Origin of the sequence: Bosea sp. 124, from assembly GCF_003046175.1 — a bacterium.
GTDB lineage: Bacteria > Pseudomonadota > Alphaproteobacteria > Rhizobiales > Beijerinckiaceae > Allobosea.
In genome coordinates, this window is record NZ_PZZM01000001.1 from 1855568 (window position 1) to 1869965 (window position 14398).

The following is a 14398-nucleotide window of genomic DNA, read 5'->3' on the forward strand; positions in this document are numbered from 1 at the left end:
TGGTCAAATGAGAGGAACTGCTATTGAGTTAGCTGCTATCGACCGAATTGCTATCGACCGACCTGCAACGCGAGGCCCGCCCAGGCTCCGGGTTCGGCCCATTGAGAGACGATGACGGATATCGCCCATAACGGCCGGAATGGCGTACCCTGCCTGGCATGTCCGCTGCGCCTGAAGCCGGCCTTCAAGGACAAGGCCGACGAGGAGGTTCGCTTCATCCAGTCGATGAAGGTCGAGCATCGTCATCTGGCGGCCGGGGCCGACATCATCCATCCCGGACAGGAGGATGCCGAGCTCTACACGCTGTTCTCCGGCTGGGCCTTCCGCTACCAGCTCCTGCCCGACGGGCGCCGGCAAATCCTGAACTTCCTGTTGCCGGGCGATCTGGTCGGATTGCAGGCCTCGCTGCTCAGCGCCGCCCAGCATGGCATCGAGGCGCTCACCGATGTCGAACTCTGCGTCTTTCCCCGCAAGCGCGTCTGGGATCTGTTCGTGCACATGCCCAGCCTGGCCTATGAGGTCGCCTGGCTCGGCTCGCGCGAGGAAAGCCTGATCGACCAGAACCTGACCTCGGTCGGCCAGCGCAACGCAGGCGAGCGCATCGCGGCGCTGGTCATCTCCCTGCACCGACGGGCCGAGGCCCTCGGGCTCGTCACCGATCACAGCTTCCGCTTCCCGCTCTCCCAGCAGCAGCTCGCCGACGCGCTCGGCCTCTCGCTGGTCCACACCAGCAAGACCTGGTCGCGTCTGCGCAAGGCCGGCCTGTTCGCCATGGCGGACGGGCGGCTGACCCTGCTCAACCCCCGACTGACCTCGCGGATGGCGCTGCTCTACGAGCGGGAAGTGGCGCCGAGGCCGCTGATCTGAAACCATTGGCCGCCTGCCGCGTCTAGCGAGTAACGGATCGGGATTCGGCCGTATCGGGACGCGAACGGATAAGGGCTTGGCTCGGGGGCACTCTTGACCCCATATGACGCCCAGGTAACGTTCGCGGAACGTCACGGTCGCGCCTGTCCGGGCGACGTCAGAGGTATCATGTCACTCACGTCCCATCGCCGACCCTCGCAGGGGCAATCGCTGGCGGCCCGTCTCGGGCAGTCCCGCGTCGCCGCGCGCATCGAGGACGAGGTGCGTGTCACGGCCGCCGATCTCGTCGACAGCGTCGCCGAAGCCCGGCTGAAGGTCGCGACCGTGCGCTACAAGGTGCAGGACGAGGTCCGCAACAAGACCGAGAAGTTGCGCACGCGAGTCAGCGAAGCCCGGACGAAACTCGGCGACGAGGCGCGCTTCATCAAATCCTGGATCGACAACCCGCTGCGGACCGGCTCGGTCACGCCGTCGAGCCCGGCGCTGGCACGGCGCATGGCGTCCTTCGTCGATCCGACGCTGCCCGGGCCCGTGATCGAGATCGGGCCTGGAACCGGGCCTGTCACCGAGGCGCTGATCGAGCGCGGCATCAGCGAGGACCGACTGGTGCTGGTCGAATACAGCCCCGAATTCTGCAAGCTTCTGCGCCAGCGCTTCCCGCGCGCCACGATCGTCGAGGGCGACGCCTATACGCTGTCGACCACGCTGGCCGGGCATCTGCAGGGCAAGGCGATCGCCGTCGTCTCCAGCCTGCCGCTGTTCAACCAACCGCCGGCGATGCGCAGCGCGCTGGCGAAGGACGCCTTCACCCTGCTGATCGAGGGCGCGCCGCTGATCCAGTTCACCTATTCGGTGGTCTCGCCGGTTCCGCGCAAGGGCTCTGGCCTGAAAAGCTTCGTCTCGGACTGGGTCCTCCGGAACATCCCCCCTGCGCGCGTCTGGGTCTATCGCCAGGCGGGCTGATGGCGGTTCGCCTGCGGCGCGAGGCCGCGCCTCGCGACCGGCCATCCGCTTAAATCCCGCCTCCGGTGCCAACCCAATCGTAACCCTTCGGCGCTAATAGCGCCGAGCGGGGGCGGCGGCATTCGGGCCGCGGCGAAAAAGCGGGGCATTGGCAGGCGCATGACAGGCGAGACGCCGCGTTTCAGCCTGCCGCGATGGCGCCTCACCCGCTGGCTGGCGGATGCCGGCCCCGATGTCCCGACCGAGATCAGGGTCGCCCTCGTCGGCGGGCTCTACGGGACGCTGCCGATCTTCGCCGGCGGCGTGATCAACACCGTCGCGGTGTCGTTCCTGATCGCCATGCGAATTCCAACGCCGCCTTTCTTGGCGTGGTGCCTCTTCGAGACGCTGTGCTGCGCGATGCGGCTCGTGGTCCTGCTGATCGCGCAGCGCCGCGCCGCCCGGCAGGAACCGACCCCGACCGACCTCTATCTGCTGCTCGGGGTCGCCTGGGCGGCGGGTGTCGGCTTCGGCACCTTCATCAGCCTGTCCAGCGGCGACTGGGTTGCCGCGACGCTGGCCTGCCTCTCGGCCGCGGCCATGGTCGGCGGCATCTGCTTCCGCAATTTCGGCGCGCCGCGCATGGCCGGCCTGATGATCTTCCTGACGCTCGGCCCGTGCTGCTTCGCGGCGCCCTTCCTCGGCGAGCCGATGATGCTGATCGTCTTCTTTCAGATCCCGTTCTATCTCTACAGCATGAGCAAGGCCGGATACCGGCTGAACGCCATGCTGGTCTCGACGATGCAGGCGGAGCGCGAGCACGAGTTCCAGGCGAGACACGACATGCTGACCGGGCTGTCGAACCGGGCGGGCCTGACCAAGGCGCTCGATGCCAACCTGGCACGGGCGGCGGGGGGGAAGACCCTCGCCTTCATCTATCTCGACCTCGACGGCTTCAAGGCGGTCAACGACACGCATGGCCACATGGCGGGCGACAGGCTGCTGCAGCTCGTCTCGGAGCGACTGCGCCGGCTGGTGCGCGCTGGCGATCTCGCGGCCCGGATCGGCGGCGACGAGTTCGTCGTGCTGTCGAACCAGGTCGGCAGCGCGCAGTTGAAGCGCTTCGGCGAACGCCTGATCCGCGACATCTCGCAACCCTATGAGCTCGACGACCGCTTCGCGGTCAATATCGGCGCCTCGGTCGGAATCGCGCTGGCGCCGGAGCACGGCGTCGACATGGAGAGCCTGATGAGCACGGCCGACAAGGCGCTCTATCAGGCAAAGTCGACGGGAAAGTCGCGCTGCGTCATCGCGCCCAGTGCCGTCGATGGCTCGTCCCTCCGGCGCAGCCCACCGCCGGCCGTGCCTCAGTTGCACTGAATCACGGGGCCGGGGATCATCAGGTCCGAGATCATCGGAACGATGCGCCAGGCCACCTATTCGATCACGCAGGCATCGGCTGCCCGCCCGAGCCGCCAGAGGCCATCATCGGGTCTGGCCGGAATCGCGACCGCGTTATCGGCGATCTCCTCGGCATCATAGGGATTTGGATTGGCGACGATGCCGCCGTTGCGGATATCGAGTGCACCATCCGGGCCGCGTTCGATGCGCCAGCTTCCCGCCTCCCATTCCGGGACGCAATGGACGCCCGTGCCGCGCGGCTTGCAGAAGCCGCTGATGTGGTAGTCGTAGCCCGCGCGGGCCTGAGTGCGCTGGCGCAGGTTGATGTAGAGCACGACGAAGAAGCCGCGCGAGGGCTCGGCTTTCCCGTCATCGGGCAGATGCACGAGCCGGATGCGGCTGACCTTCTGGCGCGGATGGGCCGCCAGATGGGCTGAATCATAGCGGCGCTCCCAGCAGGCCGCGCGTTTCGGCGGCAGCTCGCCTTCGAGCGGGCGGGCGCAGGCCGGGCCGGCCAGCAGCAGCGCCGCGGCCAGGCCGACAAAGCTCAGGGTTGCACGCATGGCGTCTTCTCCTTCCGGCGAGGCTGCCTCAGATCAGGGCAGGGGCAGATCAAGGCAGGTTTCGACGCGATGCAACGCCTTTTGGACAGCCGTGCTTGACCTCCGCGAGGCGCTCGGGCTTGGTTCGCACTCGCGCGGCCGGAGGTGAGCAGGCGTGCCGGACATTGCGCGGCTCGTCCGCGACATCGCAGACGAGATGGCGACGCTGCCCGAGCGCGGCGAGGTCGCGACCTATATTCCGCCGCTGGCGGCGGTCGATCTGCGCCATTTCGGCATCTGCGTCGTGACGGCCGACGGCGCCGTCCATATGGCGGGCGACGCACTCGAACCCTTCTCGATCCAGAGCATCTCGAAGGTCTTCGCGCTGACGCAGGCGCTCGGCAAGGTCGGCGAGGCGTTGTGGACCCGTGTCGGGCGCGAGCCTTCGGGCACGCCGTTCAATTCGATCGTCCAGCTCGAACGCGAGCAGGGCATCCCGCGCAATCCCTTCATCAACGCCGGTGCGCTCGTCGTCGCCGACGTCAATCTCGCGGGGCACGAACCGCGCGTGGCGATCGGCGAGCTTTTGCGTTTCGTGCGCTATCTCGCCGATGATGACAGCATCGCCATCGACGAGGTCGTTGCGCGCGCCGAGCAGGCGACGGGCTTCCGCAACATCGCGCTCGCCAACTACATGAAGGCCTTCGGCAATATCCGACAGACGCCGGAGCGGACGCTCGGCGTCTATTTCCATCAATGTGCCATCGCGATGAGCTGCCGGCAGCTCGCCATGGCCGGGCGCTTCCTGATGCATGGCGGCCTGCTCTGCCCCGGCGGCGCCCGCGTCGTGCCGCCGCGGCGGGCGCGCCGGATCAACGCTCTGATGCTGACCTGCGGTCATTACGACGCCTCGGGCGACTTCGCCTTCCGGGTCGGGCTGCCGGGCAAATCCGGCGTCGGCGGCGGCATCCTGGCGATCGCGCCCGGCGAGGCCTCGATCGCGGTCTGGTCGCCCGGCCTGAACGCCAGCGGCAACTCGAAGCTCGGGACGCTGGCGCTGGAACGGGTCGCCGAAGCGACGGGATGGTCGGTGTTCGGCGTCGACTGACGGGCCGCGGCAACCCCGAACCCCTCGGTAGGGTTACCGCTTCGTGCAGGACAGGGGGAAAATCTTAATCATCGACGGGCAAGCTCCCGGTCAGGATTTCCGGCAACGTCGCAGCATCCAAAGTGTCGCGATCGAACGCCACTTTCGACCTGGATGGTGCCCGTGCAGCTCTTCCCCGCCTCGATCAAGAACTACCTCGTCGCGACCATGGCGTGCCTCTGCATTCCAGGCGTCGGAGCCTTGACCTATATGGCGGGCCAATCGCTGGGCGATGTCCGCACCAACATGCGCCTGACCGATCTCGTCGAGGCCGACCGCGCGCTGCTGCTGGCCGGCAACCTGATCCGGAGCAATCGCGGGCAGGCCCAGACTGCAATCCAGGCCGCCGACGACCCGAAGCCGGTGATCCAGAAGATCGAGCAGGTGAGCCGGACGGAGCTGGCCAATGCGGTGACACGGCTGAAGGCGACCGACCTGGCCGATCGCAGGAGCCTCGTCGACGCGATCATCCGGCAGGAGAAGGCGACGGAGGCCAAGCTGGCCGACATTCACGCGGAGGCCGCCAAGCCGAAGGCTCAGCGCAGCCTCGCGGCGACGATGCCCTGGTATAATGGCGTCGGCGAGATCGAGGGCGCGCTGGTCAAGGCATCGGACGCCACGTCCAATGCCGTCAGGCTCGCCGATCCCGTGCTCGCGGATCTGCAGGCCTTCAAGGCGGCTGGCTGGCGCGTGCGCTCCAGCTACGGAACCCAATGCTCGGTGCTGCGCCCCGCGCTCGGCTCGGGCAAGGCGCTCGAACCCGCCCAGTGGCGGGCGATGGGTGAGCTGCGCGGTGCCTCGAATGCGGGCCTCGCCCAGTTGCAGCAGCTCAGCGCGCGGCCGGGCGTCGGCGCCGATCTCGTGCGCAAGGTCGGCTTGGCATCGAATGAGGTCCAGGCCGCCAACCGCTTCATGGACGACCTGATCGGCCGCCTCGGCGCCGGCACCGGGCCGGTGATCTCGCCCGAGGACTGGACGAGGCAGTGCAACGGGCCTTTCGCCGCGATCGTCGCCGCCGTCGAGCAGTCGCTCGACGACATGGCGGCAGCGACCCAGGCGCAGCTCAGCCAGGCCTGGATCCAGCTTTCCATCATCGGCACGCTGCTGGCTGCTCTGCTGGCGGTCTGCGTGCTGAGCTGGCGCGGCGTCCAGCGCCGCATCGCCCGCCCGGTCGTCGCCCTGAAGTCGGCGCTCGATGTGATGCAGGCCGGCGATTTCTCCCAGCCGATCCCGAAGCCCGCCTCGCCGGATGAAATCGGTGCGCTGAGCGGAGCCCTCGAAAGCTATCGCGAGAATGCGTTGGCGCTCGAGGCGAGCCGACGCGACCGCGAACTGTCAATGCTCGCCGACAGCGAGCAGGCCGCCAATGTGCAGAAACTGCTCGGCGAGGTGGCTGCGATCGTGGCCGCCGCCCAGAACGGTGACTTCTCCGGCCAGGCGGCTGTCGGCGATGTCGGCGGCGCGCTGGGCGATCTCGTCGCCGGCATCAACGAGATCAACGCGGTTGTTGATTCGGCGACGAGCGAGTTCGCGCGGACGCTGTCGGCCGTGGCGGGCGGCGACCTGACGGTGCGGGTCGATGCGGCCTATCGCGGCAAGTTCGCCGAACTCAAGGGCGCGATCAACGAGACGGTGGACCGCCTGTCCTCGACGGTGCGCACGATCCAGGTGACCTCGGCCGATGTCGGGCTGGCGGCGCGCGAGATCAACATGGGCGCCGACGATCTGTCGAAGCGCACCGAGGAGCAGGCCTCCTCGCTGGAGGAGACCGCCGCCACCACCGAGGAGCTCGCAGCCTCGGTCAAGGCCTCGGCCCAGGCCTCGCGGGATGCCGCCGCGATCGCCAATGATGCGATGCAGGCGGCCCAGTCGGGTGGCGCCATCGCCGGCCAGGCGGTCGACGCCATGGCCCGCATCGAGACCGCCTCGCAGAAGATCTCCGACATCATCCGGGTGATCGACGACATCGCCTTCCAGACCAATCTGCTGGCGCTGAACGCCGCCGTCGAGGCAGCCCGGGCCGGCGATGCCGGCAAGGGCTTCGCCGTCGTCGCCTCGGAGGTGCGCACCCTGGCGCAGCGCTCCAGCGCCGCCGCCAAGGACATCTCCGGCCTGATCTCGTCGTCCAACATGGAGGTCGGCGAGGGCGTCAAGCTGGTGCGCCAGGCCGGCGACCAGCTCAGCCAGATCCTCAGCCACTCGCAGAAGGTCGCCGCCACCATCGCCGACATCTCGGCCGCCTCCGGCGAACAGGCCAACGGCATCGACGAGATGAGCCAGGCCGTCGCCCATCTCGACGAGATGACCCAGCAGAACGCAGCCCTCGCCGAACAGAGCGCCGCATCCGCCGGCTCGCTCTCGGGACGCATCGGACAGCTCAACGACCTCGTCGCAGCCTTCAGGACAGGGCCGGACGAGGCGAATTCGGCGCGCAGCTACCCGCAGCACGCCAGCACTCGCCGCGCGGCGTGACCGGACGGACGCGACCTGACGCCGGTCCCGGCGTCAGGTATCGACGGTGGCGTTCAGCGCGTTGCTCTGGATGAATTCGCGCCGGGGCTCGACGACGTCGCCCATCAGCTTGACGAAGAGATCGTCGGCCTCGTCGTTCTGGTCGTTCTTGACCCTGAGCAGCGAGCGGACGTCGCGATCGAGCGTGGTCTCCCAGAGCTGGTCGGGGTTCATCTCGCCCAGACCTTTGTAGCGCTGCAGCGAGACGCCCTTCTTGCCGATGGCGGTGACGGCATCGAACAGGCCGGTCGGGCCGTTGACGGCGTGGTCGTCGCCTTTGCGGCTGAGCACGCCGGGCTTCGAATAGGCCTCCTGCAGCGACACCGCCGCGGCATCGAGCTTGCGGGCCTCGGCGCTGGCGAGCAGCCCGGCATCGATCGCCGCGACCTGCTTCACGCCGCGCACCATGCGCGAGAACAGGAAGCCACCCTCGCCGACCTTGCCCTCCCAGCCGCGCTCGAGTTCGTCCGAGATCGCATCGAGGCGCCTGGCGACCTTGGCCGCGGCCTCGTTGGCCTGCGCCTCGTTCTCCTCGGAGACGGGATTCAGCGCGCCGGCGATCGCCATCTGCTCGACGACGCGCCGGTCATAGCGCGAATGGAGCTGCGATAGCGTGTGACGGATGCCGCGCGCCTCCTCGATCAGGCCGCGCAGATCGGAGCCGCCGCGCTCGACAAAGCTGGGCGTGTCGCCGGCGCTCGTCTTGAAGACGGCGCCGTCGAGCGCCGTCTCGACGAGATAGTCCTCCAGCGCGCGCTCGTCCTTGAGATAGACGTGGCTCTTGCCGCGCGCCGCCTTGTAGAGCGGCGGCTGGGCGATGAAGAGATGGCCGCGCTCGATCACCTCCGGCATCTGCCGGTAGAAGAAGGTCAGCAGCAGGGTGCGAATGTGGGAACCGTCCACGTCCGCGTCGGTCATGATGATGATCTTGTGGTAGCGCAGCTTCTCGATGTTGAACTCCTCGCGGCCGATACCGGCGCCGAGCGCCGTGATCAGCGTGCCGACCTGCTCGGAGGAGAGCATCTTGTCGAAGCGCGCGCGCTCGACGTTCAGGATCTTTCCGCGCAGGGGCAGGACCGCCTGATATTCGCGGGCACGACCCTGCTTGGCGGAGCCGCCGGCCGAGTCGCCCTCGACGATGAAGAGCTCGGACTTGGCCGGATCTCTCTCCTGACAGTCGGCGAGCTTGCCCGGCAGCGAGGCGATATCGAGCGCGCCCTTGCGCCGGGTGAGATCGCGTGCCTTGCGGGCGGCCTCGCGCGCGGCGGCGGCTTCCGCCACCTTGCCGACGATGGTCCTGGCTTCGTTGGGATGTTCCTCGAGCCAGGTCGAGAGCGCCTGGTTGACGACGTTCTCGACGACGGGACGGACCTCCGAGGAGACCAGCTTGTCCTTGGTCTGCGAAGAGAATTTCGGGTCCGGCACCTTGACCGAGACGATGGCGGTCAGACCCTCGCGGCAATCATCGCCGGTGAGCGAGACCTTCTCCTTCTTCGAGATGCCCGAGCTTTCGGCGTAGCCCGTGACCTGGCGGGTCAGCGCGGCGCGGAAGCCGGCAAGATGGGTGCCGCCGTCGCGCTGCGGGATGTTGTTGGTGAAGCAGAGCACGTTCTCGTGGTATGAGTCGTTCCACCAGAGCGCGACGTCGACGGTGATGCCATCCTTTTCGTTGGACAGCATGACCGGCTGGCTGATGACCGGCGTCTTGGCGCGGTCGAGATAGCGCACGAAGGCCTCGACGCCGCCTTCATACATCAGCTCCTCGCGCACGACCTCGGCACGACGGGCGTCGGTCAGGACGATGCGAACGCCGGAATTGAGGAAGGCGAGCTCGCGCAGGCGATGTTCGAGCGTCTTGTAGTCGAACTCGATCATCGTGAAGGTTTCCTGGCTCGGGGTGAAGGTCACCTCCGTGCCACGCTTGTCGCCGGCCGGGCCGACGACGGCGAGCGGCGCGACCGCATCGCCATGGCGGAACTCCATGAAATGCTCGTTGCCGCCGCGCCAGATCCTGAGCTTCAGCGAGACCGAGAGCGCGTTGACCACCGAGACACCGACGCCGTGCAGGCCGCCGGAGACCTTGTACGAGTTCTGGTCGAACTTACCGCCGGCATGGAGCTGGGTCATGATGACCTCGGCCGCCGAGATGCCTTCCTCGCTGTGGATATTGGTGGGGATACCGCGGCCATTGTCGGTGACGGTGACCGAGCCCTCGGCATTCAGCGTCACGGTGACGAGGTCGGCATGGCCGGCCAGCGCCTCGTCGATCGCGTTGTCGACAACCTCATAGACCATGTGGTGCAGGCCGGAGCCGTCATCGGTGTCGCCGATATACATGCCGGGGCGCTTGCGCACCGCATCCAGGCCTTTGAGAACCTTGATGGAATCGGCGCCATAGGCGGCGTCTTCAAGGTCGCGGGCAGCTTCGTTCATGTCGTGGTCCTTCGGCGGGCGCGCGGGCACCCGCGATCGTCTTGATTCGTATCACGAATATAGGGGGTGAAGACGGCTTTTTCACGCGCCTACGCGTGCGTGCGCGTAGGGCGACGAAATCAGCCCGGAAACGCCGCGATCGCCTCCAGGAAGGCCTCGCCATATTGCGTGAGCTTGCGCTCGCCGACACCTTCGATAGCGCGCATCTGCTCCAGCCCGGCAGGCCGCGCGCGGGCCATCGCGATCAGCGTGCGGTCGGTGAAGATGATGTAGGCGGCGACGCCCTCCTCGCGAGCGAGCGACAGGCGCAACTGGCGCAGATGCTCGAACAGCCCGGCCGTGCCTTCGTCGAGCCCATCGGCCCGGGCGGTCTCCCGGCTGTCGCGGCGCGTCCTGCGCTCGGCGAAGGGATCGGCCCTGAGCGCGATCGACTCGCGGCCGAACAGGATGTCCTCGCCCTTCGCGGTCAGGCAGAAGCCGCCATGCTCGAGGCTGGCCTCGGCCAGAGCGCCGGAAGCGAAGAGCTTGCGGGTCAGGGCCGTCCAGGCGCTCTTGGGCTTGTCCTGGCCGACGCCGAAGGTCTTCAGCCCATCATGGTTCTGGCGGCGGATGGCCTCGGTCGTGGTGCCGGTCAGGATGTCGGCGAGATGGGCGGCACCGAAGCGCTGCCCCGAACGCGCCACGGCCGAGAGCAGCTTGCGCGCATCGAGCGTCGCGTCGCTGAGTTCAGGCGCCTCCGCACCACAAAGATCGCAGCGGATCGGCGCATGTCCGTGCCGGCAGCTCTGCGTCTCCTCGCCGAAATAGGCGAGCAGCGCCGAACGGCGGCAAAGGGCCGACTCGCACAGGTCGATCATGGCGTCGAGGCGCTTGTGCTCGATGCGGCGGCGCTCGTCGTCGATCGCCTTCTCGTCGATCTGGCGGCGGCGCAGCGACATGTCGTCGATGCCGTAGAGCGTCAGCGTATCGGCGCTCAAGCCGTCGCGGCCGGCGCGGCCGATCTCCTGGTAATAGCTCTCGATCGAACCGGGCATATCGGCATGGACGACGAAGCGGACATCGGGCTTGTTGATGCCCATGCCGAAGGCGATGGTGGCGCAGACGACGACGCCGTCCTCCTGCAGAAAGATGTCCTGGTTGCGGTTGCGCAGGCCCTGCTCCATGCCGGCATGGTAGGCGAGCGCATTCCAGCCCTTCTCGCGCAGGCCCTCGGACAGCTTCTCGGTACGGCTGCGCGAGGAGCAGTAGACGATCCCCGATCCGCCGCGATGCCGCCGCAGGAATTCGTCGATCTGCCGGCGCGGCTGGTCCTTGGGCGCGAAGGCGAGCTTGAGGTTCGGCCGGTCGAAGGAATGCACCACCAGATGCGGCGGCTTCGGGAAAAGCTGCTGGGCGATGTCGTCCCGCGTCTGGCGATCGGCGGTTGCGGTCAGCGCCGTCACCGGCACACCGCCCAGCGCCTCCCGCGTCTTGGCGAGCAGGCGGTATTCGGGACGGAAATCATGGCCCCATTGCGAGACGCAATGGGCCTCGTCGATGGCGAGCCGGGTGACGCCGAGGCGTCGCAGCCTGTTGACCAGCCCCTCGCCGGCAAGACGTTCCGGCGAGACGAAGAGCAGGCTCAGGGCCCCGGCGTTGAGCTTGTCCCAGGCCTCGGCGGCCTCGATCTCGCTGTTCATCGAATTGAGCGAGGCGGCCGCGACGCCAGCCCGGGTCAGTTGTCCGACCTGGTCCCGCATCAGCGCGATCAGCGGTGAAACGACGAGGGTGAGCCCGCCCGCGACCAGCGCCGGAAGCTGGTAGCACATCGACTTGCCGGAGCCCGTCGGCATCACGGCGAAAACATCGCGGCCAGCCAGCGCGGCCTCGATCACCTCCCACTGGCCCGGCCGGAAATCATCATAGCCGAAGACGGATTTGAGGATCGCGCGGGCGTCTGATTCGCGAGATTGCGGCATGGCAAAGCATGTGCCCGAGGCCGGCGCGGATTGCCAGTCCCAAGCCGTTCCGCCAGTGCGGCTCAGCTCGCGTCGCGGATGACCGAGCCGTGCCGGTCGGCACGCGCCTGCGCGACCTCGCCCAGGAAAACGGCAATCGAGCCTTCCAGCTCCTGCGCCAATCGCGAGGTCGCCTTGATACGTTCGTCGGTCTGCCGGGCGAGGATCGCGGCCTCTCCGGCCAGCCCCTCGACCAGCGCGGCGTGGCGCGCGATCGCATCCACGCCGAGCGACGAGGTCTCCGCTTGGGCTGCCACCGCCTCGATCCGGCCATGCTGTCCGGCAGCGGAAGCGGCAACGAGGCGGGCGCTGGCTTGCATAGCCTGCATGGTGCTGCCGAGCTGACCCACCGCATCGTCGATCGCCAGGCTCGCGCCGACCACCTCTTCGATGCCTTGGCGGATGGTTTCGGTCGCGCTGTTCGTCGCCGTCGCCAAAGCCTTGACCTCGGCCGCCACCACCGCAAAGCCGCGCCCGGCCTCACCAGCACGCGCCGCCTCGATGGTGGCATTGAGGGCCAGCAGATTGGTCTGCGCCGCAAGGCTGCGGATCAGTTCGACGACATTGCCGATGCGGCCATTGGCCTGCCGTAGCATGGCGACATTGCCGGCGATGTCATCGCAATCGGCCCCCGCTTCATCTGCCGCCCGACTGGAATTCGCGGTCTCGACCGTGATCTCGGCGCAAGATGCGCCGAAAGCACGCGTGGCTGAAACGATCTCGGCCACGGATGCCGCGACCTGCTCGGGCCGGCGCTGCGTTCCGGCGACCGCGCACAACGTTTCGCCGGCCTTCGCCGACAGTTCGCTCGAGAAGCCGGAGATGTCACCCATGCTCACCTCGATCGCCGAGATGCGTTCGGCGATGCCGCTTCTGAAGGCGCGTTCCACGAGCCCGATGCGCTCTGACGTATGCAGTTCGATCGCCTCGTCGAAACGGGCGATGGAATAGGAGATGTCCGTCAGCATCAGCTTGCAGAAGACACGCAACGCCTCGTCAACCGGGCCCCAGCGCCGCTTCCAGCGCGAAACGATGACGGACAGGAAATTCGAGAAATCCTCTAGGAAGAACAGCGGATAGTCGGCCAGCAGGACATTGTGCTGATTGGCGCGGCTCACGATACGCCGCTTCGCGGCGACATAGTCGGCATCGAACTGCAGGGCGAAGAGCATGCGGTATTTCGCCTGCTCGTCGCGATGAAGCTGACGGTCCCGGTTGAGCTTGTCGCGTCCGAAGGTCGCGCTGTAGAGCTTTTCGATCGAGGCATCGAAATGCGGTGACAGCAACGCGAGCAAACGGCTCGCGATCTCTTTCTCCGATGCCGAGAACATGTTCGATGAGGGCTGCATAGGCCCAACCACTGACATGCAATGGTTAACCGCTCATCAACCATGACCATGCGGCATCAAGCCTGGGCCGGACCTCAGTCGAGACTCTCGACCTGCCCCGGCACTACCGCCAGCCGCTGCGATCCCGATGGAAGCTCCGAAAACAGCGCCGGATCAGCGCCCGTCATCCAGACCTGGCAGCCGAGGCCGGTCAGCGCTTCATAGAGCGCGGCGCGACGGCGCGGATCGAGATGGGCGGCGATCTCGTCGAGCAGGACGATGGGGTTGAGACCGCTCATCGCGGCGACGAGCCTGGCGTGCGCCAGCACCAGCCCGATCAACAACGCCTTCTGCTCGCCGGTCGAACCTTGCCCGGCCGGGATGCCCTTCGGCCCATGGAGGACCTCGAGGTCCGAGGCCTGCGGGCCGGTGAGCGTGCGCCCGGCCGCACGGTCGCGGGCGCGACCCTGGCGCAGCAGCGCGCGGTAGCCATCTTCGGCGTCGAGGGCCGCTCCGCGCGCAACCAGAAGGTCGATCTCGCCCGAGAGCGCAATGCCGGCATGAGGAAAGGGCGACCCGTCATCGCGCGTCTCGGCGATGATCGCCGAGAGCCTAGCCACCGTTTCGGCGCGGGCGGCGGCGACCGCGACGCCAAGTTCGGCGATCTCGCGCTCGATCGCGTCAAGCCACTGGGTCTGGCCGGGATTCTCCTCAAGGATGCGGTTGCGCGAGCGCAGCGCCTTTTCGAGGGCGTTGGAACGCGTGCCGTGCACGGGATCGACCGCCAGGACCAACCGGTCGAGGAAGCGGCGGCGGTCCCCCGCCGCGCCCCGGAACAGCCCGTCGAAATCGGGCGTCAGCCAGACGACACGCAGATGGTCGCTGAAGGCCAGCGCCGAGCCGGCCGGGGCGCCGTCGATCCTTGCAAGGCGTGCCCGCTTGCCCTCGGCATCGGCCGGCCCCAGCCCGATGCCGAGCCGCGAACCGTCATCGCCCAGGGCAATCGAAACGGCGAAGGCGCCATCGCCGTCCAGACGGGCCAAATCCGCCAGATCGGCGCGGCGCAGGCCGCGCCCGGGCGAAAATAGCGAGAGCGCTTCCAGGATATTGGTCTTGCCGGCGCCGTTCTCGCCGACCAGCGCAACGATTTGGCCCCCGATCGTCAGATCGAGGGCCTCGTAGGAACGGAAATCCTGCAGGATCAGGCGCGCGACGGCGGCCACGGCAATT

The 14398-nt window shown here is 67.6% G+C and carries 10 protein-coding genes; 5 read left to right on the forward strand and 5 right to left on the reverse strand.

The features are described 5' to 3' along the window. Nucleotides 1–111 precede the first annotated feature (111 nt). The 3 genes from C8D03_RS08690 (at nt 112) to C8D03_RS08700 (ending at nt 3189) form a co-directional block, all read left to right on the forward strand. Nucleotides 112–867, forward strand: coding sequence for a Crp/Fnr family transcriptional regulator (locus C8D03_RS08690; protein ID WP_108045902.1), 756 nt, complete (start codon nt 112–114; stop codon nt 865–867). Nucleotides 868–1035: 168 nt separating this feature from the next. Continuing rightward, on the forward strand, nt 1036–1830 hold the full coding sequence (locus tag C8D03_RS08695) for a class I SAM-dependent methyltransferase (protein WP_108045903.1): 795 nt from the start codon (nt 1036–1038) through the stop codon (nt 1828–1830). 159 nt (nt 1831–1989) lie between these two features. After that, nucleotides 1990–3189 (forward strand): GGDEF domain-containing protein, encoded by a 1200-nt coding sequence (locus C8D03_RS08700; protein WP_108045904.1) that lies wholly within the window; start codon nt 1990–1992, stop codon nt 3187–3189. A 56-nt stretch (nt 3190–3245) separates the two neighbouring features. On the opposite strand, the gene C8D03_RS08705 is transcribed toward C8D03_RS08700, so the two are convergent. Next, nucleotides 3246–3773, reverse strand: a complete 528-nt coding sequence (locus C8D03_RS08705) for a hypothetical protein (RefSeq protein ID WP_108045905.1) — start codon at nt 3771–3773, stop codon at nt 3246–3248. A 154-nt stretch (nt 3774–3927) separates the two neighbouring features. Here C8D03_RS08705 and C8D03_RS08710 point away from each other — a divergent pair, with 154 nt between their 5' ends. After that, on the forward strand, nt 3928–4860 hold the full coding sequence (locus C8D03_RS08710) for a glutaminase (protein ID WP_108045906.1): 933 nt from the start codon (nt 3928–3930) through the stop codon (nt 4858–4860). Between the two features lie 162 nt (nt 4861–5022). Further along, complete coding sequence (locus tag C8D03_RS08715) at nt 5023–7371, forward strand: methyl-accepting chemotaxis protein (RefSeq protein WP_146170115.1); 2349 nt, start codon at nt 5023–5025, stop codon at nt 7369–7371. Nucleotides 7372–7404: 33 nt separating this feature from the next. On the opposite strand, the gene gyrB is transcribed toward C8D03_RS08715, so the two are convergent. From gyrB to recF, 4 genes are all read right to left on the reverse strand, one after another. After that, complete coding sequence (gene gyrB / locus C8D03_RS08720; protein ID WP_108045908.1) at nt 7405–9843, reverse strand: DNA topoisomerase (ATP-hydrolyzing) subunit B; 2439 nt, start codon at nt 9841–9843, stop codon at nt 7405–7407. Between the two features lie 119 nt (nt 9844–9962). Next, nucleotides 9963–11801, reverse strand: coding sequence for a DNA helicase RecQ (gene recQ, locus C8D03_RS08725; protein WP_108045909.1), 1839 nt, complete (start codon nt 11799–11801; stop codon nt 9963–9965). A 62-nt stretch (nt 11802–11863) separates the two neighbouring features. Further along, nucleotides 11864–13189 (reverse strand): methyl-accepting chemotaxis protein, encoded by a 1326-nt coding sequence (locus C8D03_RS08730; protein ID WP_181300804.1) that lies wholly within the window; start codon nt 13187–13189, stop codon nt 11864–11866. A gap of 74 nt (nt 13190–13263) precedes the next feature. After that, entirely contained in the window at nt 13264–14391 is a 1128-nt protein-coding gene (recF, locus tag C8D03_RS08735) for a DNA replication/repair protein RecF (RefSeq protein ID WP_248308404.1), read from the reverse strand. Between the last annotated feature and the right edge of the window lie 7 nt (nt 14392–14398).

What these genes read in the sequence shown, in the direction of transcription:
- C8D03_RS08690 (WP_108045902.1), top strand. Translation starts at nt 112, where the DNA reads ATGACGGATATCGCCCATAACGGCCGGAATGGCGTACCCTGCCTGGCA.
- C8D03_RS08695 (WP_108045903.1), top strand. Translation starts at nt 1,036, where the DNA reads ATGTCACTCACGTCCCATCGCCGACCCTCGCAGGGGCAATCGCTGGCG.
- C8D03_RS08700 (WP_108045904.1), top strand. Translation starts at nt 1,990, where the DNA reads ATGACAGGCGAGACGCCGCGTTTCAGCCTGCCGCGATGGCGCCTCACC.
- C8D03_RS08705 (WP_108045905.1), bottom strand. Translation starts at nt 3,773, where the DNA reads ATGCGTGCAACCCTGAGCTTTGTCGGCCTGGCCGCGGCGCTGCTGCTG.
- gyrB (WP_108045908.1), bottom strand. Translation starts at nt 9,843, where the DNA reads ATGAACGAAGCTGCCCGCGACCTTGAAGACGCCGCCTATGGCGCCGAT.
- recQ (WP_108045909.1), bottom strand. Translation starts at nt 11,801, where the DNA reads ATGCCGCAATCTCGCGAATCAGACGCCCGCGCGATCCTCAAATCCGTC.
- C8D03_RS08730 (WP_181300804.1), bottom strand. Translation starts at nt 13,189, where the DNA reads ATGCAGCCCTCATCGAACATGTTCTCGGCATCGGAGAAAGAGATCGCG.